At 39.5% G+C, this 24,050-nt stretch carries 22 protein-coding genes; 3 read left to right on the top strand and 19 right to left on the bottom strand.

Annotated features, from left to right (window positions below):
• Positions 1–67: 67 nt before the first annotated feature.
• Positions 68–979 (bottom strand): YitT family protein, encoded by a 912-nt coding sequence (locus J2T13_RS03955; RefSeq protein ID WP_429368532.1) that lies wholly within the window; start codon positions 977–979, stop codon positions 68–70.
• Positions 980–1,290: 311 nt separating this feature from the next.
• Here J2T13_RS03955 and J2T13_RS03950 point away from each other — a divergent pair, with 311 nt between their 5' ends.
• Positions 1,291–1,614 (top strand): YnfA family protein, encoded by a 324-nt coding sequence (locus J2T13_RS03950; protein ID WP_429368530.1) that lies wholly within the window; start codon positions 1,291–1,293, stop codon positions 1,612–1,614.
• 37 nt (positions 1,615–1,651) lie between these two features.
• Here J2T13_RS03950 and cls read toward each other — a convergent pair whose 3' ends face one another.
• A complete protein-coding gene (gene cls, locus J2T13_RS03945) occupies positions 1,652–3,082 on the bottom strand; it encodes a cardiolipin synthase (protein WP_429368528.1) in 1,431 nt (476 codons plus the stop codon).
• Between the two features lie 241 nt (positions 3,083–3,323).
• Between cls and J2T13_RS03940 the strand changes: the two genes are divergently transcribed.
• Together J2T13_RS03940 and J2T13_RS03935 are read left to right on the top strand one after the other, a co-directional pair.
• Positions 3,324–4,313, top strand: coding sequence for a M23 family metallopeptidase (locus J2T13_RS03940; RefSeq protein ID WP_429368526.1), 990 nt, complete (start codon positions 3,324–3,326; stop codon positions 4,311–4,313).
• Between the two features lie 27 nt (positions 4,314–4,340).
• Complete coding sequence (locus tag J2T13_RS03935) at positions 4,341–4,763, top strand: bactofilin family protein (RefSeq protein ID WP_429368524.1); 423 nt, start codon at positions 4,341–4,343, stop codon at positions 4,761–4,763.
• A 79-nt stretch (positions 4,764–4,842) separates the two neighbouring features.
• On the opposite strand, the gene J2T13_RS03930 is transcribed toward J2T13_RS03935, so the two are convergent.
• The 17 genes from J2T13_RS03930 to J2T13_RS03850 all read right to left on the bottom strand — a co-directional run bounded on the left by J2T13_RS03930 (position 4,843) and on the right by J2T13_RS03850 (position 24,042).
• On the bottom strand, positions 4,843–5,628 hold the full coding sequence (locus J2T13_RS03930) for an ABC transporter permease (protein ID WP_429368522.1): 786 nt from the start codon (positions 5,626–5,628) through the stop codon (positions 4,843–4,845).
• Entirely contained in the window at positions 5,621–6,532 is a 912-nt protein-coding gene (locus tag J2T13_RS03925) for an ABC transporter ATP-binding protein (RefSeq protein ID WP_429368919.1), read from the bottom strand. Before J2T13_RS03925 ends, J2T13_RS03930 begins: the two co-directional genes overlap by 8 nt.
• Positions 6,533–6,939: 407 nt before the next feature.
• Positions 6,940–7,353 carry a DUF1854 domain-containing protein gene (locus J2T13_RS03920; RefSeq protein WP_429368520.1) on the bottom strand — a complete coding sequence of 138 codons (414 nt, stop codon included), beginning with the start codon at positions 7,351–7,353 and terminating at the stop codon, positions 6,940–6,942.
• A gap of 192 nt (positions 7,354–7,545) precedes the next feature.
• A complete protein-coding gene (locus J2T13_RS03915) occupies positions 7,546–8,496 on the bottom strand; it encodes an LCP family protein (RefSeq protein ID WP_429368518.1) in 951 nt (316 codons plus the stop codon).
• A 24-nt stretch (positions 8,497–8,520) separates the two neighbouring features.
• Positions 8,521–9,852, bottom strand: coding sequence for a UDP-glucose dehydrogenase family protein (locus tag J2T13_RS03910; RefSeq protein ID WP_429368516.1), 1,332 nt, complete (start codon positions 9,850–9,852; stop codon positions 8,521–8,523).
• Positions 9,849–10,991: a hypothetical protein gene (locus J2T13_RS03905; RefSeq protein ID WP_429368514.1), complete on the bottom strand. Its 1,143-nt coding sequence runs from the start codon at positions 10,989–10,991 to the stop codon at positions 9,849–9,851. The genes J2T13_RS03910 and J2T13_RS03905 overlap by 4 nt, the downstream gene beginning before the upstream one ends.
• 24 nt (positions 10,992–11,015) lie before the next feature.
• Entirely contained in the window at positions 11,016–12,386 is a 1,371-nt protein-coding gene (locus J2T13_RS03900; protein ID WP_429368513.1) for a sugar phosphate nucleotidyltransferase, read from the bottom strand.
• Positions 12,387–12,454: 68 nt separating this feature from the next.
• Positions 12,455–13,690 carry a glycosyltransferase family 4 protein gene (locus tag J2T13_RS03895; protein WP_429368511.1) on the bottom strand — a complete coding sequence of 412 codons (1,236 nt, stop codon included), beginning with the start codon at positions 13,688–13,690 and terminating at the stop codon, positions 12,455–12,457.
• Positions 13,687–14,277, bottom strand: a complete 591-nt coding sequence (locus J2T13_RS03890) for a WcaF family extracellular polysaccharide biosynthesis acetyltransferase (RefSeq protein WP_429368509.1) — start codon at positions 14,275–14,277, stop codon at positions 13,687–13,689. Before J2T13_RS03890 ends, J2T13_RS03895 begins: the two co-directional genes overlap by 4 nt.
• Positions 14,274–15,146, bottom strand: a complete 873-nt coding sequence (locus tag J2T13_RS03885; protein WP_429368507.1) for a glycosyltransferase family 2 protein — start codon at positions 15,144–15,146, stop codon at positions 14,274–14,276. The genes J2T13_RS03890 and J2T13_RS03885 overlap by 4 nt, the downstream gene beginning before the upstream one ends.
• Positions 15,147–15,285: 139 nt before the next feature.
• Positions 15,286–16,458: a glycosyltransferase gene (locus J2T13_RS03880; protein ID WP_429368505.1), complete on the bottom strand. Its 1,173-nt coding sequence runs from the start codon at positions 16,456–16,458 to the stop codon at positions 15,286–15,288.
• Positions 16,459–16,528: 70 nt separating this feature from the next.
• A complete protein-coding gene (locus tag J2T13_RS03875; protein ID WP_429368503.1) occupies positions 16,529–17,983 on the bottom strand; it encodes an oligosaccharide flippase family protein in 1,455 nt (484 codons plus the stop codon).
• A gap of 24 nt (positions 17,984–18,007) precedes the next feature.
• Positions 18,008–19,180 (bottom strand): glycosyltransferase, encoded by a 1,173-nt coding sequence (locus J2T13_RS03870; protein ID WP_429368502.1) that lies wholly within the window; start codon positions 19,178–19,180, stop codon positions 18,008–18,010.
• A 64-nt stretch (positions 19,181–19,244) separates the two neighbouring features.
• Positions 19,245–20,693, bottom strand: a complete 1,449-nt coding sequence (locus J2T13_RS03865; RefSeq protein WP_429368500.1) for an oligosaccharide flippase family protein — start codon at positions 20,691–20,693, stop codon at positions 19,245–19,247.
• Positions 20,694–20,713: 20 nt separating this feature from the next.
• Complete coding sequence (locus J2T13_RS03860; RefSeq protein WP_429368498.1) at positions 20,714–22,057, bottom strand: O-antigen ligase family protein; 1,344 nt, start codon at positions 22,055–22,057, stop codon at positions 20,714–20,716.
• Positions 22,058–22,091: 34 nt separating this feature from the next.
• The gene (gene gmd, locus J2T13_RS03855; protein ID WP_429368496.1) at positions 22,092–23,078 is read right to left on the bottom strand and encodes a GDP-mannose 4,6-dehydratase; all 987 of its coding nucleotides are present in this window, start codon (positions 23,076–23,078) and stop codon (positions 22,092–22,094) included.
• 25 nt (positions 23,079–23,103) lie between these two features.
• Positions 23,104–24,042 carry a GDP-L-fucose synthase family protein gene (locus J2T13_RS03850; RefSeq protein WP_429368494.1) on the bottom strand — a complete coding sequence of 313 codons (939 nt, stop codon included), beginning with the start codon at positions 24,040–24,042 and terminating at the stop codon, positions 23,104–23,106.
• Between the last annotated feature and the right edge of the window lie 8 nt (positions 24,043–24,050).

Raw genomic sequence — 24,050 nt, 5'->3', positions numbered from 1 at the left:
ATAAAAAAGAAGGTGTCCTCAGCCAATTCCCATGGCTTTGGGGCACCTTCTTTTGTCAAATTGTCTACTAATGGATCGCCTTTTTCTTAAAGCGTCCGCCTTTAACATCATGGATATTACCAATAGCAATAAAGGCTTGTGAATCCCAATCCTCAACAATAGCTTTCAGTTTAGCTTCTTCTAGGCGCGTAATAACGACAAAGATTACTTTCTTATTCTCACCCGAATAAGATCCTTCGCCATCCAAATACGTAACTCCGCGTCCAAGACGATGTGTCAAAGCATCTCCAATATCCCGATACTTATCACTGATAATCCAAACTGACTTCGATTGATCTACACCTTCATTAGTAATATCTATCAATTTAAAAGCAATATAATATGCAATGAGAGAATACATTGCATGGTCCCATCCGAAGACGAAGCCTGCACTACCTAGAATAAAGACATTTATAAACATAACAACTTCCCCAACGGAGAAGGGCGACTTCTTACTGAATAGGATCGCTACAATCTCTGTTCCATCTGTTGAACCCCCAGCGCGTATCGCTAGACCTACACCAACCCCCAAGATCACACCGCCAAACACAGCTCCAAGTAAAGGATCAATCGTCAGTGGCTTAACAGGATGCAATAACGTAGTACCTACGGACATAACAATAACTGAGAATAACGTTGATAAAGCGAAGGTTTTACCTATTTGCTTGTAGCCAAGAAATAGAAATGGTAAGTTAAGGAGCAGTAAGAATACACCAATAGGTATACCGAAAAGATGTGAAAACATAATGGATATCCCAGTAATACCCCCATCAATAATGTTGTTAGGCACCAGGAAAATTTCAAGTGCTACAGCAACCAGAGTCGCTCCTATAATCATGGTGAAAATTCGGACTAATGTCTTGACCTTTGATTGAGTTCTCTGTGGTATCTTAGGCTCCTGCGGCCTCTCTTCAACAAATACATTTGAATTTGCTACCATATAATCCCCCCCCGCACAATTCGAATTTATTTCGTATTTCGGTCAAAATATTCATATGTTAAGCATTGGGTACGGACTCACTGCCTAGGAATAAGTGAAGGAAATATAATTTAGAATGAACAGTCTATATAGTAAGCCAAAATATTGTAGTCCAAGTCATATCCTTGTAAATCCCATTAGAACATTTGCTCTAATTATCATCTTAACCTTGGCTGTAACCTTAGGACTTATGCCGTTATTATGAATATTACATGATATATATTATATCATAGAAATATAACGAACAAAATGAAAGTAGGTAAATAACTGTAATGCGCTCCTTATTATTATTCATAGCTGCAGGTTTAGCTGAAATTGGTGGGGGATATTTGGTATGGCTGTGGCTTAAGGAATCCAAACCTCTAACGTATGGCATCATAGGCAGTCTCATTCTTATCTTATATGGAATTATTCCTACAATGCAGCATTACCCTTCTTTTGGACGAGTCTATGCGGCTTATGGGGGGATATTCATTGTACTCGCTATACTATGGGGCTGGTGGGTCGATAAAAACACACCCGATATGTACGATTGGATTGGAGCTATTCTATGTATAGCTGGAGTCTCTGTAATCCTCTGGGCACCTCGATCCTAATGGATATAAGGTAATTTTTATGCACACTCTCCACTACTTAGAGTAGAGGAGATAACATACGACATATTATTTCTTCTCCTTTTTGTAAACGTGATCTACGCAGAAAGATGTCGAGCTCCATTTCAGAACAAACTTTCAAATCCTCTTCGAAATCGTGTACTAAACGAGCAATGGGCTCTTGCTCAAACAACACGGCGGTCAGCTCGAAGTTACAGAAGAAACTACGCATATCCATGTTCGCCGTTCCTACAGAGGCAAGTAACTGGTCCACAATCATAATTTTGGCATGAACGAATCCTTTGCGATATTGAAAGAAGCGTACACCCGCAATCAACAATTCTTCAACATAGGATAATGAAGCCATATGTACCAATCTTGAATCCGATTGATAAGGAATAATAATTCGTACATCTACCCCACTTACTGCCGCTGTTTTTAGTCCTTCATAGATACTTGAGTCTGGAATGAAATAAGGTGTCGTAATCCATATTCTCTCTTTGGCTACTGTTATAGCACCGAAACACATCTCCTGTACAGCGTTCCAAGCCTGATCTGGCCCACTACTTAATATTTGTATTTGCTCCTTCCCCGTACATTCATGCGCAGGGAACAAGGACATCTCCACAATTCGCTCCCCAGAGGCTAATTTCCAATCATTAAGAAACACATTTTGTAGAAAATAAACAGCATCTCCTTCAATCTCAAGATGTGTATCCCGCCAATGTCCTACCTTAGGGTAGAGCCCCAGGTAATCATCTCCTACGTTAAGTCCACCAACAAACCCCCTTTTTCCATCAACGATTACTATTTTGCGGTGGTTACGATAGTTAACACGACGATCTAGTGTGGCAATAAATGGCGGGAGGAAGAAGTGAAACTCTACCCCAGCATCCTTGAAGCGCTGTAAAAAGGGCTGTTTAAGTCTGTAGCTCCCGACTCCATCACATACCACACGAACCTTCACACCTGCTCGCGCTTTACGAATCAAGACATTCTGAAATTTAGTACCAATAACATCTTGCCTAAATATGTAGAATTGGACATGGATATGGTCAACTGCCGTTTCCATCGCCTCAAACATAGCTTGATAGACTGCCTTGCCATCAGTAAGTACACCACTATGGTTGCATCCCGTTATAGGGTTTTCCGATAGGTGAGATAAGAGATTGAACAATCGCCCCTCATGGAGAAACTCAGCATTACTCATTTCCTCTACTTTCTCTACAATAGCCGCTTCATTCCACAGGTGTTCTCGAATTTCCTGAAATAAGCGAGATCCCCGTGATCGGATGTGCTTGCGCTTCTTAAACTCCTGAGCTACGAAATAATAAGCTACAAAACCAAAAAAAGGTATGAAAATCCCAATAAACATCCAAGCGACAGCCTTTGTTGGGTCCCGAAACTCAAGGAATAGAATGGTCACCATTTGAAAAATAAATGCCACTAGTACGACCAGTAGCCACATCATTCGGCTAGCCCCCTTAAGTGAACGGTCAAGGATACACACCTCCCGCTTCCAAAATATATATATCAGCATTGACCATAACGTCCAAGCTTTATTCAATATATACCCTCCAGAAGGCAAAGTATAACTTGACGATACAGAAAAATTTGACATATTCCGAGATAATTTAGAATAAATAGAATATAAACAAGCTTTCGTAATATCTTCACGGTCCAACAAAATTGAGCCACAGAAAGGAGTTGCCATGAAAAGTGCGAAATCTAAACAACACTTGACCCTGCTCGTTCTGCGAGATGCTCAGCATGCCGTTAAGCAGATCCATATTTCCAAACCCTTACTTATTGCTGTCCCCACTGCCGCCATTCTATGTTTATCGGGCCTAATTGTATCCATGCAGGTTCATTCCTCTCAGGTCATTTCCAAGATGGAACACGAAATAACATCGAAGACCATAGCTAATCTTCAGATGGAATTAACGGTAAATAATCGTGAGGAAGCCATCCTTCGACTGAAGAATGAAATTGTGAACTTATCTTCCGAAGCTGATGACATGAAGAGCAAGATGCAACGCGTCAGCGAGCTAGAGGACGAGTTACAAAAATTCATCAAGAAACACGATATTAGTATGCTTCCTGAATCTACAGAAGTTCATACAGACCCTCTGTCTTTAGATGCTTCCAGTCACGTAGGGGGGGAATTCATCGCGGTTCACCAAAGCGAGGTTCTAGATCTTACTCAGGAAACCAAAGATGACTTTGAGCTAATGAGAAAACTACTAGATACGATGGAGAATCATATTCCCAACACGCTTGAAAAGGCCAAAGAAACACAAGAAATGATCTCTGGCACGCCCGATGCTTGGCCAACAGTATCTAAAGTACTAACCTCTAGCTTTGGTTACCGAACAGATCCCTTTACAGGTAAAGCTGCTTTTCATGCGGGTATCGATATTGGAGGTCAGACGGGAGATCCAATCTATGCCGCTGGTGCAGGACAAGTATTGAGTGCCGAAGAGAGTGGCGCCCGAGGTCTCTATATCGTAATTCAACACCCTGAAGGTCTACAAACATCGTATATGCACATGAGTCATCTCAAGGTGTCTCCTGGGGATCTCGTTTCTAAGGGAGAAATCATTGGAGAAATGGGTAGTACAGGTCGTAGTACTGGAGCCCATTTACATTTCCAGGTCATAAAGCAAGATGAAGTCGTAAATCCACTTCCCTATATAGATTAAACTAACCATTTGAAGGAGGTTATTTCTTTGGCAAGATTGAGAAAATCACGAAAAGCACTAGTAGCAACAGATACACTTATTGGACAAGGTTCTGAAATAACGGGCACAATACAATGCGATGCCAACCTCAGAATCGAAGGTAATTTCAATGGAGAGATAGCATCCCAAGGCTATGTGACCGTTGGTGAATCTGCAATAGCTCGTTCTAATATTAACGCAAGAGAGGTCATCATTGCGGGTAAAGTATACGGTGATGTAGCAACCACTGGTAAACTAACGATTACGGCGACAGGTGAGATGTTCGGTGATGTAACGGCCTCTGCGCTTATTATTATGGAGGGCGGTGCCTTAAGTGGTACGAGTACAATGAACCAACCAGAACCTGTTCCGACCATGGCTACACCTTCGAAAGAGGTTAGTTCACGCTTTTTACAGCCAGAAACCAATTAAACGTCCTATGAAAATTGAAAGAGCCCCATTGAGATAGAGGTATACTCTACATCAATGAGGCTCTAATGGTTACTTATACTTAAGATGAAACATCTCGCTTCTTAAAGACGAACCATGACAACAATAAGAAACAAATATAATAGGCAGCCAGTACGGATATGGAGAAGGTAAGTGTACTACCACCTGGACCTACGGAACTGTTCATATATCCACTCAAATCCATATGCGTGAATATTAGATACTTCATCCATTCATGATTATCTGGATTAAACAATGTAGTAAAGATATCCTTAGTAAACATAATGAATAAAGATAATCCAATAGCCAGTCCACTTGCCCGAAATACGCTAGATACCATGAAAGCAATCGTAGCGATCAGGACCAGTTCAACATATTTGAGTAGCAACGACATCAATGTGAAATTCATATCGCTCCATGCTCCTGAAGTCATTCCAGCACTACCCCCATAGGAGAACCAAATATTAGAAGATAGAAAAGTAATACCAAAAAGTATAATAGTAGTAAGTAAGCTAAACAACACTATCGATACATACTTTGAAAGTAAAATTTTGGACCGTTTCCAAGGTCTAATTAGTAATAGTTTAATTGTACCCCAAGAGAATTCGCCTGCTACTGAATCAGCTGCAATGACGACGACAAATATCATGTTTAGAAAAAAGGATATCGTCATCGATATGATTGTAACTTCCCATACATTCGGTTGTTCGAATCCCGTTGAAAAAGAAAACAAAAAGGGCAGAAGTATGGATATAACGACTAAGATAGATATCATAATCCATGTACGAATACGACGATAAATTTTCATATTCTCATTTAACACAAGATTAACAAAAGAACTAGACAATCTGATCAGCTCCCGTCATTTCCAAAAATTGATCTTCTAGGGAGCGTGTTACCTCGCGAATGCCGTATACTTTAATTCCGGCCTGAACCAAACGGGCATTGATATCTGCCACTTCCTCACGTGACGCTCGCATAACCAGTAGATTATTCTCCACTCGATCTACACTAAGAACTAGCGCAGCTTGCTGTGGATCACTTACATCAAAGGCAATTTCAGATGCTGAGACTGCGATACCATCCTCCGTTTTTAACTGACGAACATCAATGAGGGAACCATTCTGAATGATAGCTACACGATCGCACATCAGTTCCATCTCAGAGAGTAGATGACTCGAGACGAACACCGTCGTACCCTCTATCTTACATAAATGTCGTAAATAATCACGTAATTCACGGATCCCTTGTGGATCCAGGCCATTCGTCGGCTCATCCAGAATAAGAAGCTTCGGGCGATGAAGTATCGCTTGGGCTACACCTAATCTCTGTCTCATACCAAGAGAATAGGTTTTGACCTTATCATGGATTCGATTACCTAATCCAACAAGCTTGATGACCTCTTGTATTCTTTCTTCCGTAATACCCGACATCATCCGAGCAAAATGTCGTAAATTCTGATACCCAGTCAGAAATTTATACATCTCTGGGTTCTCCACAATAGCTCCAACATGTGTAATTGCTTTCTCGAACTCCTTGGTAATACTGTGGCCACAGATTACGATGTCGCCCTTGCTAATAGAAATTAATCCAACCATCATGCGGATTGTTGTTGTCTTTCCTGCCCCGTTGGGTCCTAGGAACCCGAAAACTTGGCCTGGTTCGATATCTAAAGAAAGATTATTCACTATTGTTTTTGAAGAAATAATCTTCGAAACACCCTCTAGCCGAACCACTGGCTCTTGCTGCATCATATTCACTCCTTTACCGAATAACAACCTTCTTGGTCTAATCTTCTTGTTCCACAACATAGTTTAGCATATTATCTCGTTTATTTCTCCACAATATTACATACTTGATAAATTTCAGGTTGATTGTGAATACATTCTGCACAGTAGCCCATAGCTATGTTAGATCTATAAAATCCTGTTTTGAAAATCACACTGTTCTTATCCCATCGGACCATTTTCTCACAATAAACGCAGAAAAATTGATTATATTCAATCAAGCGAAGACCTTCCCCTCACGGAATCATTTCTGTTATTCGACAAAATGTATCGACTACTACACAAATAGTTACATATTGTATCATTAACAGTAATGTACTTGACATTTATTGCAATGTCAAGGAATTCCTATAATGTGAGGGTTGTCAGATCTAATTATTAGATAGAGTAAACCTACGACCTTCAATATCTGTTAGAATCCATCGACTTGGACTTAGAGGGTGTAGATTCTCAAATCTCTCATTCATCCGAACCACCATTCTTCCATAATCCGTATCCACCGTCCATAGCCATAGGTCTTCGCTTCTCTTTATCGAAATAACATTTAGGATTTGTGTAATCATATCGTAAGCTTGAAGCTCCTGTTCTGCTTCTCTACGACTTGCTTCTTCCAATACTGAAATATTGGTGATCAGTGTAACTTCCTCATCTTCCTGGGTGCGTACCGAGATATATTGATCTGGCATCGTAAAGGGGAATTTCCGAATTAATTTAACATGACTATATTTCTTTCCCTCTAGCTCTGCTTCAAGTATACCCTCAGAATTTCTCACCAATTGAACCATATGTATTATCCTCCATTTATCATTACATCCATTCCTTTTATACATTCAAACTTTGAATTGTAGAAAGAAGTCACGTCTAATTACGGAGCGATCAAAGAAAAGGGATTAATTCAACTCCATAACGATATAAATTGTATCACAATAGGACTAGTCGCTCCGTATAATAGACATGTCCTCTATTCCAAATACTTATTATTTCTGTACGTCCGACTGATTCAAATGCTCGATCATCACTTCATGTATACGACTACGTTCTGCTGCATCGACAATGTAATAATAGATACCATTCATCTTCTGCCCCTGTCCTCTCACTTCTACCATATCTATCGTTTTGAGATCTGAACGATAGTCTGTTACAAGCTTCTTCATATTATCAAAGTTAATATCTGTCTTAACATTATCCCCCACTTCTTTAATCATGGATTGGATATGTATAATACTAGATATCTGCATTCCACTCTTTAACATCTTCTGAATGATTTCTCGTTGCCTACTATTTCGACCCAAATCTCCCTTGGGATCGTCATATCTCATACGAGAGAAGAGCAAGGCCTCCGCACCATCTAATTGCAGATTCCCCTGTTGAAACGAATGACCCTCCATGTTAAATGCATAAGGATTATTCACTTTAACCCCACCTAATAAATCAATAATCTGAATAAATCCTTCCATATTCATCTTGATATAATAATCGATGGGATAGTCCAGAAACTTCTCAACCGTCTGAATTGACATACTTGTGCCACCAAAGGCATAAGCATGATTAATTTTATCGACTGTTCCATGCCCCACTATTTCTGTTCGAGTATCCCTAGGTATATTAAACATAAGAATGGACTGTTTGATCGGATTTACAGTTAATACAATCATCGTATCTGAGCGACCACGGTCATTTTCACGTTGATCTACTCCCAAGACAAGAACTGTAAATGAGTCCTTATCTTTTAAACTAACCTCTTGTCTTCGCTTGGGATCCCCCCCTTGCGGGTCTTGATTAACGACGATAGTCTGTACAGGTTCCCTTGGCTCATAAATATCATTAGCAGTCGTCTTAACCGATTGATATATATACAACACATACCCAGAAATAACTATAACCACGATAGATAACACCCATATGGATATCTTCAACCCTAATTTCATGCCCGCTCCCCTTGACTCCTATACCTATAATAGAAGCGTTATTTTATCGCCTATATTCGTGACACTAGGGCGACCTATAGAATAATAAATAAAAGATGACTGTTCGATCTCTTCCTTGTTGTATAGATTCCGACCATCAATCATAACCGCAGTATTCATACACTGGGCTAATTCAGTTAAATCAACTTGAGCAAACTCATCCCATTCCGTCAGTAAACAAACCGCATCACATCCTGCTGCAGCTTCTAGGGCGCTCTCGGACCAATGAATAGAAGGGCTATCCACTTCTTTCCTGAAATTACTTGTCGCAATAGGGTCATAAGCTCTCACTAAAGCACCTCGTTCAATCAAATTCTGAATGATTTCAGTGGCTGGAGCATCTCTAACATCATCTGTATTTGGCTTAAATGCTAGCCCCCAGATCCCGATCGTCCGACCAGATAATGACCCAAGTGCTTCTTGTAATTTACGAATAACATTGAAACGCTGGTCCTTATTTACTTCCACGACTGAGTTCAGGAGCTTAAAGTCATAATCTACATTTCCAGCAATCTGAATTAAAGCTTGCGTATCTTTAGGAAAGCACGACCCTCCATACCCTATTCCCGCTTGCAAAAAGGATTGACCAATGCGCTTATCATAGCCCATCCCTTCCGCTACTCTTGTAACATCCGCTCCAACCTTTTCACATATATTCGCGATTTCATTTATAAACGATATCTTCGTTGCCAAGAAAGCATTCGATGCGTATTTGATCATCTCCGCTGACCGGAGATCTGTAGTAAGGATATTGGGGGTAAGCGGTGAGTGTAGACTGATAAGCTTATCAAGAGCATCCTCATTTGATGAACCAATCACAATGCGATCTGGATTCATCGTATCTTTAATAGCGGTACCCTCTCTAAGAAACTCTGGAACGGAAGCGATGGCAAAAGGATGGTACGTATGTTGTGAAATGATATTTTGTATTTTCTCATTCGTACCTACGGGTACCGTACTCTTCGTCACAATAATTTTGTAACTGTCCATAGCAGAAGCGATATCCTGTGCCGCCTGCATAATATAACTTAAATTAGCTTCACCACTCGGAAGCGATGGCGTGCCAACGGCTAGAATAATAATTTCAGATTGAATGACGGCACTTTCTAAATCAGTAGTAAAACTTAAACGTCCCTCTTTTACATTTTTCTCAATTAATTCTTTAAGCCCAGGTTCATATATTGGAACCTCTCCCAGGTTCAACCTATCAATTTTGTCCGCAATTTTATCTACACAGATAACATGATTCCCTAGATCAGCAAAACACACGCCGGACACTAGCCCAACATAACCCGTACCAATAACGGTTAACCTCATAAGTAAACTCCTCCTAAATACTGACGTTGTTTATCAACGATTCCATTTATAAAACCCACGATGCGCTGCATGGGAACCTCATGATTATGATCAACATCTACATGCATAGAATGTTCTTTAAAAGAATTAGATAACGTAGAATGTTCTTCTTTTATATTCTTCATTGTTTTTAACTCTTCCCATTTCACTAAATGGATCGCTAGCTTGTTCCTCACAGCCTCGATCGTATTTCTGTCCTCCGGCATGCAACCTCTATCGAGTAGTACTACAGGTTTCCGCAACTGATATGCCTCACTAATCGTACTCCAACCCGGCTTCGTAATAACCAAATCTGAGGCATCCATGTAATTCTGTGATTCGGTATACGTTGAAGGAATTCTCATAATGTTAGCGCCTTGTATATCTACATTTGAAGAAACGATAAACATACACTGCTCATCGTTCCACATCTCCATTTCAACGATGTCAGCGATATGAATACTCATTCCAATTGAGAAATAGATGACTATTTTATCCCCGTATGCGTTCAGTCTCTTACGAATCCTATGAGATTCTTCAATATCAACTTCACGGCTATAGAAATCCACTTCTAAGGTTCCCTTTCTTCCCCAACTAGGTTCCCGCGATCCTGCTAAACTAATGAAATAATCCATTTTGTCATATGCCTGCTTCAGCAATGCTAGATATGACTCTTCTAGAGCATCACCATACCCCGTATACCACGTGAAATTAGATATCCCTATAGAAGGTATATGTAACAGATCAGCCGAGGCAAAGGGCACTGGAGAGATATCAGACAGGACCAGACTACAATCAACCGACAGAAGAAAATCCCTCTCTTGCTCGATTAGCAAAGGGAAGGATTCTATATATTCGTTATATTGTTGTTGCAGCTCTAGGGGATCCACTTCAATCGTGCCTTGTTTGAGAATATATCCTACATCAAGCTTCACTTTTCTATAGCAAATTCTATTGTTAGCAGGAAGTGAGGACTTCATGAATGACATGACATCACCGGTACAAATGATCAGATTCATCTGTTGTAACGCGGGCTCCTCCAATAAGTTCCTAATTAACGCAATACTTCGAGCTGCATGACCATACCCATAATCTGACACATAAAAGCATAAAGTAGTCACGCTGGCTAACCTCTTTTACATCGTCTATATTTTAATGCAGTGCTCCTCAATCTCTGACCAAGTGGTATAGAACTCTACGATATCTTCTTCACTCTTGGCTGGTCCCGTCTGCACAACAATAAATTCAACTTCATTAATAGCTCTTAATCCATGCAACGTTTTTGCAGGTATGTGTAACACATTCCCGGCTTTCACGATCATATAATTCCCATTATGAATGAATTCAGCTTTTCCCTTTACCATCGTCCATACTTCCTGCCTATTCCTGCTCATGACATAACTCAGATTCTTACCTGGTTGAATACTTACCTTCTTCGTAATGACATGATCGCCATTCTCATAATTCTGAATATCCAATACTCTACACCAACCCCACTGCCGTTCCTCATACATCGGCCCTTGATCATAGTTGGCGAGTTCCTTAATCCGGGGGCTTGCGCTTTTATCTGTTACAAGTATGCCATCTGGACTTACAGCAACAACAATATTTGATATTCCTAATAATGTAACCGGTATATCTAGCTCATTAATGAGATGGGAATTCACACAATCCTTACTAATAATCCCTTTACCAATTTGATAACTTCCCATTTCTTCTGTTAGTGTATTCCAGGTTCCCAAATCCTTCCAATAACCATCATAAGTGATTACAGCAATCTCATTGGCCTTCTCTACGACTTCATAATCAAAGCTTATGTTTGGTAATTTACCATATTGCTTCAGCATCTCATCATATTGAATGGGTAGCCCCCTCGCTTCAAGTAACGAAATGATATAATCAAGTTTAAAAGCAAACACGCCGCAATTCCATAATGCATTCTTAGAGATGAGCTCGGCAGCTTCTTCTTCAGAGGGTTTTTCTTGAAATCGATTTACTTTAATAAACCCAGCTTCTTCATTCGTCACTGACTCGGGAATAATATACCCATATTTAGATGATGGGTACGTTGGTTTCACACCGATTAATGCAATATCCGCCCTGCTCTTCTTCAAGGTCTGCTCCAAGTGTTTAACCGTTTCAAAGAAGTGATCCTCCACATAAGGATCTACAGGCAGTATGGCAATTACCTCTTGTAAACTGACACTCTTAACCGAATAAAGATATGTCGCAGCTAATGCAATCGCTGGAAATGTATCTCGTCTATCAGGTTCGATAATTAGTGGAATTAGCTCTCCTACCTGACTTTGCATAATCTCTACTTGAGACTTACCCGTAGCAATATAACTGTCATGGCTTAAATCGTTCGCTTCAATCTGTTTCCAGACGCGCTGTACCATCGATACCATCTCATGATTATCATCTTCCAGCACTTTGAGAAACTGCTTCGATCGAGCATCATTCGACAATGGCCATAATCGCTTACCCGATCCTCCTGATAATAGAACCAGCTTCATCCGGCTCCCCCCCTATCCAGTCATTTTCATGAAATCTCAACACATAAATCTGGTTCGCTCCATCTCTATCAAGAACTTAACTTCTGAAGTAAATCCCGGTATTTACCCATCGCGGTTTCTCTTTTCAGATGTCTTTCCAGATATGCCCTACCACTCAACCCACAACCCTTTAATTTATTCCTATCCATGAAGTACATGGTTTTCAATCGTTTTACGAATTCATCATATTGCTGGGGCTCGACCAACAGACCACATTCACTATTCTCGATTAAACGATGCGCTTCACTTCCTTGTTCAAGCACCCCTAATACAGGTTTACCCGCAGCCATCACACCATAAATCTTACTTGGGACAGATACACCCTTAATCCCTTTCTGATTAACAACTAAATGAATATCAGCTGCGTTCAGAGAATATTTCAAATTCTCCTTCGGTTGAAAGCTTAGAAAACGCACTTGTTCAATCTTATGTTCCTCCACATACTTTTGCATTTGAGCCTTCACGGCACCTTCACCGATAAAGAGAAACACTAAATCCTTGAATCCTCTGAATTGTTCCGTTGTACGGATCAAATTCTCAAGGTCATAATATAGCCCTAAGTTGCCAGAATACATTACAATAAACTTCCCTTTGAGCCCATTGTCAGCTATAAATTCAGATACACGAGGATGTGTCTTCGGCAGTGGAACAATATCTTCCTCATCCGTCCAATTGTGAATCACTGTATTGGAGGTCACATTACGGTAAGAGAAGCGTTTCTCTAATGTGTCCTGCATATCATGACCAACCGTAATAATGTGGTCAGCTATTTTACAATTCTGGGTATCCATCCATCTCGCAGCCCCTAATAACCACTTGCTCTTATTAAACCCAACAGCCTCTGCCTGTTCAGGATTGAAATCCTGGATGTTGTAAATGTGTTTCGCTCGCTTCAGTATCTTACCTATCGTTCCAATGAGTCCACCTAGAATCGGCGGTTGTGAGATCGTGTAGATAAAGTCAGTTTTCTTTTGCCTAAGTAATATGAACACGGCATAAAAAAAGTAGGTTGCAATGTATCTCAACCTACTGGCTTTGTTCCTCTTATTCACTTCAGGAAGCCGGATACGAATAATTCGAATGTTCTCCAACTGATCATAGGAATACCTGTGCTTACTACCCATTTCCATTGACTTCGGCTGCTCCGCAATGACCGTAATATTAAATTCATGCTGGAGATGCAAGCATAACTCCGTCAACAGTTGACCTGTAGAAGCATAATCAGGGTGGAAATAATTAATGACAAATACAATATTCGGCTTCATCCCATAACCTCTCTCATATAAATCAATTCATCCGCGGATTCAAATCTTATCTTCATAAATTGTGCGGGGGCACCGGCATGGATCTCATTCGCAGGAATAGACTTGGTTACGGTACTTCTAGCTGCAATAACGGCCATTTCACCGATCGTAACCCCGGGATACACGAATACATCACTAGCGACCCAAGCACCGTCTTCGATCTTAATTGGCTTCGTAAGCAATGAAAACTTAATGTCATAAATGTCATGCGTACCCGTACAGAGATAACTTCTCTGAGATACGATACAATGCTCCCCAACCTCAATATGATCCAGGCTATAGAACTCTACTTGATCACCAATCCATGAGTAATTACCAATCTTTACTTTCCATGGATATGTAAACTTAGCAGAGGCTCTAATCTGAACATTCTGACCAATCTGCGCCCCGAAACAGCGCAACAGAAAATTACGCCATTTGTACATCGGGTGCAGTGAAAAGCGAAATAGACTCCCCTGAACAAGCCACCATAACAATACAATGGCTCCACTTCGACCTCTTGAATATCCGGATTGATTGTACAGATCCAATCTAATTCTATTCCTCATACCTTAACTTGTTTACCGATTTGATTTGTTTTGCTGGACTTGCTTTTTAATTCCCTCATTTTGACCTCTACCTGCCAATAATACATCGCTCTTGCAACAGCGAAATGGAACCCTGATGAACCATCCAGAAAACCAAACTTCAGTACAAAGGAATGAAAAAAAGCAATAACCCATTTAAAAGGCATTGCATTGAAAAGTTTCTTTTGTATCACCCGATGAAGGGGTTGTGACTCTTGCGGATTACTGAGTGCACCATTAAGTCTCACATGTGCTTCCCAATCCGAATAACGATTATGTCTCGCGAAATAATCAAAGATAGAATCATGGTCGTTATGAACCATCTTCTCTTTAAATATCGCAACTTTGCCATCAATCTGAGGTTGATAATGTCCTTCCACTTCCCACATATTATTGGCATCTAAATCGTCGTAATCTAGAAATTTGCCTCTCTTCCTATCAAAAATGACTAGCTTATATACTTGATGTCCATGCTTCAATACCTTATCCATAAATACATAATCATAACCCACGAAATAACCCGCCGCCGTGTCCTTCGCTTCAAATATATTTCTTATTTCCGCATTCAATTTAGGGGTAACTTCTTCATCCGCATCGACATAAAAAACATAATCGTTCTGAAAAGGTAGCTGTTCTAACGCCCATTGCTTCTTTTTCGGATACTTTCCATCCCAAGTAAAATTCACAACCTTAGCCCCCAAAGAATGGGCAATCTCTAGCGTCTGATCCGTACTATTAGAATCAACTACATATATCTCGCTGAAATCTTGAACGGAATGGATACATTTCCTAATGTTATTCTCTTCATTCTTGGTCATAATCACAACGGACACTGGTATTTTCCTCGACATGAACACCGTTACCTTTCTACAAGAGGTTGTTCAAAAAGTCATCTTTTGATCACGAAGCATATCAAGAGGCCTAATCGACTTTTTGAACACGCACTATAGGTTATTTGTAAATCAATTTCTATAATCATTGCTTATTTTTTCACATATTTAGAATGGCCTTGTAATTGTTGTTCAGGCTCTCGCCCACCTTCGACCACTGGAATTGACTCTCAACAAGTCTCTTGCCATTCTCAATTATTTGTTCAGAATAATCTGGATTATCCAGAATTCTCATCATACTTATGGCTAATTCCGTCGAATCACAATTCACAACCTCGCCTGCCTCATATTCGATCAACTCACGGAAAATGTTCACCTTATTTGATATCACAACAGGTAAGCCACAGATCATGGCTTCAATTACAGAAATGCCAAAGTTCTCAGAATACGAAGGAAGCACGAACATGTCTGAATCCTTCAGCACTTGTAACTTCTCCTGACCTGTTAGCATGCCTGTGAATGTGACTCTATCCCCGATGCCCTTCTCTTGAATCCAGCCTTTGACGGTCTCACCGTACCCTTCATTATCAGGACCCGTAATGACTAAATGCACATCATCCTTCATGGAAGCTACCGTCGCATAGGCATCAATTAATAAATCGAGACCTTTTTTAAAATTTAATCTACTGAAAAAAAGAATGATTTTTTTATTTTCAGTTTCAGGAAACTTCATTCGAAAGGATCCTGCAACAACCTTATCTTGATAATCATCCAAATAAAGCCCATTAGGAACCACAAAACTACGATCATGAGTAATAAAAGGTCTGGCAAGCACTTTCTCTTCTTCAGTCGTATAATGTAGGGCTGATGCATAATCTAAATTCTTGTTCTCAAATAATAGCTCTACAACCGCCTTTTTCTTTCTATTCCGATGATATAAGAAGGGATCTAAAGTTCCATGAGGCCTTACAATGTAAGGAATTTCATATTTGCGACAGTAATGAGCTGCCACAGCTCCGTGGAATAAATAGAGTGAATGAATATGAACAATATCGTACTTATGTTGTTTCAATTCACTTCTAAGCCTCCTAGCTAAGGGAAGAGATGTGCCAAAGACGCGTGGATTCTGAATAGGAAAATACCGAATCTCAACCCCCTCTTTTATAATGGGTACATCCAATGGCACATCTAGAACACCTTCTCCGTCTTGATTCGTTGTATAAATGGTCACTTCGTTTCCCATTTCGGCTAAACTTTTTGTCATCCCCATAATAGCTTGAGCCGGTCCTCCATACCTTGCTGCTAAGTTAGCAATTACATGAAGAATTTTCATTATATTCTCATCACCTTTTCTTAACATTTATAAGCTAGTACGAAGAAAATATGTAGATTTAAGTCAAGTTTCAGTTACTTTCCAATGCACCTTCTAGAATATCAATGTGTTGTTTACTTGTATGACTACGTTTAAGCGCTATTTTGTACTCTGTGACTATCAAGAGGAAGTACATCCCTAGTGTGATGATGAAATGTAACCATTGCCCCTGAAAGATGATCGAGGTCCCCCATAAGGATGCTGATAACAATAACGTTAGTAAAGAGCTTCTAACCAGATCCATAACCATCGGCGTGTCAGCGCGATATACAATGTAACCTAGCAACGACATATTTGTGATCATTAACCCGATAATACTCGCTAGAATCAACGTATTCACGGTGACATGCCCTATGATCAACAGCACGATAACATACACTGCAACTTGAACATACGTTAAGATCGTAACCAATTTCGGATTACCAATCGCCCTTACAAACATCACGGAGATATTTACAGTTGCCGCTAGACTCGCACTGATCACCAAGAGCCCCATAATATCAATGAGGGACATCCAACTATTCCCTAATATGAATCGGATGATGAATTCTGAATTACTCACCATGAATATCGAGGTTAGAGCACAAAAACTAATCATCAAACTAAAATTCACTCTGTAAAATAAATACAATGTTCGACTGGATTCACGATTCATTTTGGAGAAAGTAGGAAATAAATACTGTCCAAATGCAAATGAGATATCAGCGATAGCCATCTGGGTCAACTTCTGCCCCATTTGATAGAGCCCAAGAATGGTTACCCCGAGAAATCTTGATGCAATCACCTTATCCATTTGTGTGAAAACAAAAGATGAAATACTATGGCCCCATATCCATTTGCCATAACTTGTTATATCTTTGATCGATTTAAAAGCAAATGAAAATTTGGGTCTTGTATGTAACACGATATGCGTCACGATTGTCCTCACGATTTCCGCAATTAGCATACTTAAGATTGCGGATATAGGGGAGTTATTATACAGGATCAGAATGACGCACAGGATGAAATCGATGCTTACCGTAACGGCCTGAATCGTACTGGTCAATTTGAAGTTCCGATCTCTAATCTGCTCATATAATCCAATGCTCGCGCTATTGCGAAAGAGCGGTACAAAAGCGATTAAATAAATCATCAACACCGCGTTAGATGCATTGAAAACGTGTGCCATGAGTGGTGCTACACAGATCATAGTGACAGTGATCGCTACACCTCTTAGAAATAGAAAGGTCCATAGTGTATCCAGTTGTTGCTTCGTAGGATTCTCTTTCCTCTGAACAATGGCTTGCAGCATGCCAAGCTCCGTCATAGCCTCCATCAGGGCTAAACAAATGAGCGCTACACTAATTAATCCGACGGACTCAGGCCCTAGAATCCGAGCTATAAGTAGAAACTTTAATGCTACTGCACCTCTTGAGAAAAACTGATTGAGAAATACCCATACCGGATTGGATGGGTCATGGAATACTTTCTTCATTTTAGTCATCATGGTTAATCACTTTTCCTTGCTTCTCTATAAATTTAGAATGGACTTATAATTGTTGTTTAGACTCTCACCGACCTTAGACCATTGGAATTGACTCTCTACAAGCCTCATTCCATTCTCAACTAATCTACTAGCGTATTCTGGATTATCAAGAAGCTTCAATATACTTGCAGCTAACTCCGTTGAATCGCAATTCACAACCTCACCTGCCTGATGGTTGATTAAATCATGGCAAATATTCACTTTATTCGAGATAATGACAGGTAAACCACATATCATCGCTTCAATTACAGCGATTCCGAAGTTCTCTGAATATGAAGGAAGCACGAACAAGTCTGATTCCCTCAAGACTGCTAACTTATCCTGGCCCGTGAGCATCCCTGTAAATGTAACATGATCTTGCAATTCTTTAGCTTGAATCCAGCCTTTGACGATCTGTCCATAGCCCTCATTATCAGGTCCCGTGATCACCAGATGTACATCATCCTTCTCAGCGACCACCTTCACAAATGCTTCAATTAACAGATCAAGTCCCTTTTTAAAATTTAATCTACTAAAGAAAAGAATGATTTTCTTGTTGTTCATCTCAGGATACTTTTCTCTAAATGAGCCTAGAACGACCTGACCCTCATATTCCTCAATATACAGGCCATTGGGGACCACAAAGCTACGATCATGCTTAATAAAGGGTCTCGCCAGCACCTTTTCCTCTTCGGTTGTATAATGTAGCGCTGATGCATGATTCAAATTTTTGTTCTCAAACAATAACTCAATGAATGCTTTTCTTTTTCGATGTCTTTTATGGATATAAGGATCTAAAGATCCATGCGGGCTCACGATGTAAGGAATGCCATATTTACGACAATAATGAGCAACAACAGCGCCATGGAATAAATATAAAGAATGGATATGGACAATATCATATTTACCACGCTTCAATTCTTGCTTTAGCTCTCTTGCCATAGGAATGGAGGTTCCAAAAAAACGTGGGCTCTGGATTGGAAAGTAACGAATTTCCACACCGTCCTTCATAATAGGAATCTCAAGTGGAACATCCAGAACGCCATTCCCATCTTGATTCGTTGTATAAATGGTCACTTCACTTCCAGTCACAACCAAACTTTTGGCCATCCCCATAAGCGCTTGAGTCGGTCCACCATACCTTGTAGCTACATTAGCTATTACATGAAGAATTCTCATGATCTCTATATCACCTTTTCTCAATTTATGAGCTAGCAAGTGAATATTCCACGCCCCTGAACCCTCACTCCATTGCAGCATGTGAAGTATTTAGGTTGCTCCTACTGACCTTATTACTTCTTGTAGCTAGTTTATATTCCATCAATAACAACCCTAAATACACAATGAATGAACATGCGAAATGAAGGAATGGACCCTCAATGATTATTGATATAGCAAAAAGAACTGCTGATAACGTAAGGGTTACCAAGCCGCTCTTCACAAGGTCCATCATGATCGACCTATCCGCACAATAAATAATATAACCAAATAGAAAACCATTCGTCACAAGCAATGAGATAATACTCGCTATAATCAAGGTCTGAACCGTTAAATGTCCTACGATCAATAGCACACTGACATATACAAACACTTGAAAGTACGTCAAGATCATCACTAATTTGGGGTTTCCCAGGGCTCGCACGAACATATCCGAAATATTAACAATAGCTGCAAGACTTGCACTAATCGCTAGCAATACCATGATATCAGTCAAAGCTAACCAGCTTTCTCCTAAGATCAACCTAATAATAAATTCTGAATTATTCATGATCAAGACGGAGGTTAGCGCACAGAAACCAATCATTAAGCTCATATTCACCCTGTAGAAACGGTAAAGTTGCGGATTCGACTCCCGAATCATTTTTGAATAATTAGGAAACAAATACTGACTAAAGGCAAAAGAAACATCCGTTAACGCCATTTGATTCAACTTCTGACCCATTTGATACTGACCTAGCATAACCGTGCCCAAATATCTCGCTGCAATGATTTTATCCAACTGGTTAAACATAAATGCCGAGATACTATGACCCCATATCCATTTACCGTAGCTAGTGACATCTTTTATCGATTTGAAATCGAAGGAAAGTTTGGGTCTAGTCTTCAACACTACATGGGTCACGATTGTTCTTAATATTTCAGCTATTAATAAACTCATGATCGACGAGATCGGTGAAGGATTGTACATCATTAACGTAATACATAATATAAAATCGGCACTGATCGTAATCGCTTGAATCATACTTGTCAATTTGAAATTTCTATTTCGAGTTTGCACATATAATTTAATACTTGCACTATTACGAAACAAAGGCACAAAGGCAACTAGATAAATTAGAAATATAGAATTCGGTGCATGAAACAAATCAGCTAACAGAGGAGCTCCAGCAATCATAACCACTGTAATAAGGGCGCCTCTTATAAATAAAAATGTCCATAACGTATCCAGTTGCTTCTGAGAAGGGTCTTCTTTTCGCTGGACGATTGCCTGTGTAATTCCCATCTCTGTAAGTGACTCCATCAAAGCTAAACAAATCAGTGCGACACTAATCAAACCCACTGAATCGGGCCCCAGAATCCGGGCAATAATTAGAAACTTTAGTGCTACCGCACCTCTAGCATAAAATTGATTAAGAAATACCCACACTGGATTTGAGCGATCTTGTAGTAACTGTTTACCTTTTCTAATCATCGTTGATCACTATTCCTGATTTACAATTTAGAATGCTGATTCGTTGTAACCGCTGAATAACCTTGTCCGAGTAGTTCTCCTGTTCTAGTTCTAGTTGTCTTAAGAAGACTTCGATCAATGGATAATTGTTCTTTGTTTGATAATAAATTCGATATCCGTTCAAAGTTATACAGAATACTAGTCCACAGAAGTAAGCTTAACAATTCACTAGGTACAAATAACATGACTTCAAAGATAGAATAATACATACAGACAACCAATAAACTCACAAAAAAAGAGAACTGAGGATCCTTGTATTTATCCTGAAACATTACTAAATTACGAACAATCATTAAAAGCACGATAGAGAAAATAAATAGACCTATATAACCTACTGTTATATAAGTTAATATATACCAGTTATCCGTCATCAGTTTCGCCGAGAACTCCATAACATTATAGAAATAGCTCATATTGTAATAGCCAAGTCCCGTAAATGGATTCATATGATGAAATTTCAAATAATCTAGTGTGTAAATCCAGTTGTAGAACCTGTTGGTATTGGAAAGAAGCTCTTTGTAATCTAATCCTTTAATGTAATTCAATGAAACTAGCAATGTTACGATCAAGATCAGTACAGTAAATAATATCGAGATCCGGTTTACGATTTGTGATCTAAAAAAAATAACCCTGTTCAAAACAAACAGAATTAAAAATAAAAGTGAAGCTGATAAAGCTGTTCTACTACCAGAGGTAAGCATAATCATAATAACCAATGCCATAACGCCCAAATCTATACAAGTTTTTAGTTTTGTCGTTTTCAAATATGTAACCTTGTATATTGTAAGAACATTAAAGATGAAGCATAGGTTGCCTAGCGTATTAGGATGTCTCAACCCATAGGTCTGACGGGAGCGTTCCTCCAAATTAAATGCGGCCTGAATGTTCGTTATGTTGAGTAAGTTCAGTCCATTAATAAATACTACTAAACAAATAAACACTAAAAGTGAGACCCAAAAAACCTTTATTAACTCATGAAAATAATTAAATTCATCTAACACTTTTGTTGTAATAAATAGAAAGTAAATATACATACACGTTAAAAGAATATTAAATAAAATTTGTATATCTCCACTAATAAATAAATTAATTAAAGTAGGTATTGTATATCCGAACAATAAAATCAATATGACTTTGAAAATATGAACCTTCTTACTTTTATCTTGTTTCATTGATATTGAATAGTAGATGATAATCATAAGAAACATGAGATACTTTACATTCAATATGATAGGATTGCTTTGATAGATGAGCAAAGTACCTAAGAAAAAGCAACCTAGCAATGATCCGTATAGTGTATGAAAGATGATTCTTTCTTTTTGCATGTTATTTACTTCTCCTTGGACAATGATCACAGAATTAATTGATAACGAGCGTTCCTTCAGCATGTCTTCTCAACCGCTTCAAATCCTCATCTACCATCATATGGACCAGCTTCTCAAACCCTACTTCCAATGTCCAACCTAATCTTTCCTTAGCCTTAGTACAATCTCCTAACAATAAATCCACTTCAGCAGGTCTTACAAATTCTTGATCGATCACAACATAGTCTTTATAGTCCAACCCTACATAGGAGAATGAAATTTCAAGTAATTCTCTGACCGAATGCATTTCCCCTGTTGAAATAACGTAATCTTCGGGTTCATCTTGCTGTAACATTAACCACATCGCTTTGACATAATCACCCGCGTAACCCCAATCACGAAGAGAATCCAAGTTGCCTAGTCGAAGCTCATCTTGTAATCCAAGCTTGATTCTGGCTACAGCGTCCGTTATTTTACGAGTTACGAACTCTACTCCACGTCTTGGAGACTCATGATTAAATAGAATCCCGGAACAAGCAAACATGTTGAAGCTCTCTCGGTAGTTCACTGTAATCCAATGACCATACACCTTAGCCACTCCGTAAGGACTTCTTGGATAGAAAGGTGTTGTTTCCTTTTGTGGTGTCTCCATGACCTTTCCGAACATCTCACTACTAGAAGCTTGATAAAATTTAGCGTCTGGTTTCATAATTCTAACCGCTTCTAGCATATTCGTAACCGAAAGTGCTGTAATCTGTCCAGTAACCAGTGGCTGAGGCCATGATGCCGCTACAAACGATTGCGCCGCTAAGTTATATACTTCATCGGGATTAGAAATACGAACCGCTTCAATCAGAGATGCCACATCTGTCAGATCACCGGAAATCCAATGTATTTGATCTTTTATGTGCTGCACATTATCAAAATTAGGATTACTTGTGCGTCTTCTCATGCCATACACCTTATATCCCTTTTCAAGCAAAAATTCTGCTAGATATGATCCATCTTGCCCCGTAACACCTGTAATTAAAGCCGTTTTCATAACGTTCCCTCCACTATTCGGTAAATTATTGTTTTATTAATGCTTCATCACGGAAGGCCGCATATACGGACCGAATGCCATCTTCTAATGAAATTTGAGCGGTCCATCCTAGTTCATTAATCCTTGTCACATCAACTAACTTTCTTGGGGTTCCATCAGGAGCCGATGTGTTAAAGACAATTTCGCCTTCGTAACCAACGATCTTCTGAACCAGTTCCGCAAGCTCTCTAATAGAAATATCATCTCCAACGCCAATGTTAATGATTTCATCTTGTTCATAATGATTCATCAAGAATAAGCATGCCTCTGCTAAATCATCAGAGTGGAGAAACTCACGCTTCGGGGTACCCGTTCCCCACACCTCTACAGAAGATTCATCGTTGATCATAGCTTCATGGAATTTACGAATTAAGGCAGGTAATACATGAGAATTTATCAAATCAAAATTATCATTAGGACCGTACATATTCGTCGGCATAGCCGAAATAAAGGAGGTTCCAAACTGTTTATTATAGGACTGACACATCGTTATTCCTGCTATTTTGGCGACTGCATATGCTCTATTCGTTGACTCTAGTTCACCTGTCAGTAAATATTCTTCCTTCAGTGGCTGCGGTGCATGTCTGGGATAAATACATGTTGAGCCAAGAAAGAGCAGTTTATTAACCTTAGCTTGATATGCTGCGTCAATCACATGACTTTGAATCAGTAAGTTATCTCTAATAAAATCTGCTGGATTGTCATTGTTAGCTACAATCCCGCCAACTTTGGCGGCTGCCAAGAACACATACTCAATCTCTTCCGTGGCAAAAAACTGATCTACTTCTTCTTTATTTCGTAAATCGAGCTCTGCGCGAGTGCGGTATACTAAATTCCGATACCCTTTCTTCTGTAACGCTCTTAATATGGCTGAACCAACCAACCCTCTATGTCCGGCTATATAAATTTTAGAGTTCAGTTCCATTTATGCTT

Source organism: Paenibacillus sp. DS2015, from assembly GCF_050433705.1.
GTDB lineage: Bacteria > Bacillota > Bacilli > Paenibacillales > Paenibacillaceae > Paenibacillus_AQ.
This window is presented reverse-complemented; position numbering and strand designations above follow the sequence as displayed.

Excerpts from the sequence above, each read along its gene's own strand:
- J2T13_RS03955 (WP_429368532.1), bottom strand. The coding sequence starts at position 979 with ATGGTAGCAAATTCAAATGTATTTGTTGAAGAGAGGCCGCAGGAGCCT.
- J2T13_RS03950 (WP_429368530.1), top strand. The coding sequence starts at position 1,291 with ATGCGCTCCTTATTATTATTCATAGCTGCAGGTTTAGCTGAAATTGGT.
- cls (WP_429368528.1), bottom strand. The coding sequence starts at position 3,082 with ATGATGTGGCTACTGGTCGTACTAGTGGCATTTATTTTTCAAATGGTG.
- J2T13_RS03940 (WP_429368526.1), top strand. The coding sequence starts at position 3,324 with ATGAAAAGTGCGAAATCTAAACAACACTTGACCCTGCTCGTTCTGCGA.
- J2T13_RS03925 (WP_429368919.1), bottom strand. The coding sequence starts at position 6,532 with ATGCAGCAAGAGCCAGTGGTTCGGCTAGAGGGTGTTTCGAAGATTATT.
- J2T13_RS03920 (WP_429368520.1), bottom strand. The coding sequence starts at position 7,353 with ATGGTTCAATTGGTGAGAAATTCTGAGGGTATACTTGAAGCAGAGCTA.
- J2T13_RS03915 (WP_429368518.1), bottom strand. The coding sequence starts at position 8,496 with ATGAAATTAGGGTTGAAGATATCCATATGGGTGTTATCTATCGTGGTT.
- J2T13_RS03910 (WP_429368516.1), bottom strand. The coding sequence starts at position 9,852 with ATGAGGTTAACCGTTATTGGTACGGGTTATGTTGGGCTAGTGTCCGGC.
- J2T13_RS03900 (WP_429368513.1), bottom strand. The coding sequence starts at position 12,386 with ATGAAGCTGGTTCTATTATCAGGAGGATCGGGTAAGCGATTATGGCCA.
- J2T13_RS03895 (WP_429368511.1), bottom strand. The coding sequence starts at position 13,690 with ATGAAGCCGAATATTGTATTTGTCATTAATTATTTCCACCCTGATTAT.
- J2T13_RS03890 (WP_429368509.1), bottom strand. The coding sequence starts at position 14,277 with ATGAGGAATAGAATTAGATTGGATCTGTACAATCAATCCGGATATTCA.
- J2T13_RS03885 (WP_429368507.1), bottom strand. The coding sequence starts at position 15,146 with ATGTCGAGGAAAATACCAGTGTCCGTTGTGATTATGACCAAGAATGAA.
- J2T13_RS03880 (WP_429368505.1), bottom strand. The coding sequence starts at position 16,458 with ATGAAAATTCTTCATGTAATTGCTAACTTAGCAGCAAGGTATGGAGGA.
- J2T13_RS03875 (WP_429368503.1), bottom strand. The coding sequence starts at position 17,983 with ATGATGACTAAAATGAAGAAAGTATTCCATGACCCATCCAATCCGGTA.
- J2T13_RS03870 (WP_429368502.1), bottom strand. The coding sequence starts at position 19,180 with ATGAGAATTCTTCATGTAATAGCTAATGTAGCTACAAGGTATGGTGGA.
- J2T13_RS03865 (WP_429368500.1), bottom strand. The coding sequence starts at position 20,693 with ATGATTAGAAAAGGTAAACAGTTACTACAAGATCGCTCAAATCCAGTG.
- J2T13_RS03860 (WP_429368498.1), bottom strand. The coding sequence starts at position 22,057 with ATGCAAAAAGAAAGAATCATCTTTCATACACTATACGGATCATTGCTA.
- gmd (WP_429368496.1), bottom strand. The coding sequence starts at position 23,078 with ATGAAAACGGCTTTAATTACAGGTGTTACGGGGCAAGATGGATCATAT.
- J2T13_RS03850 (WP_429368494.1), bottom strand. The coding sequence starts at position 24,042 with ATGGAACTGAACTCTAAAATTTATATAGCCGGACATAGAGGGTTGGTT.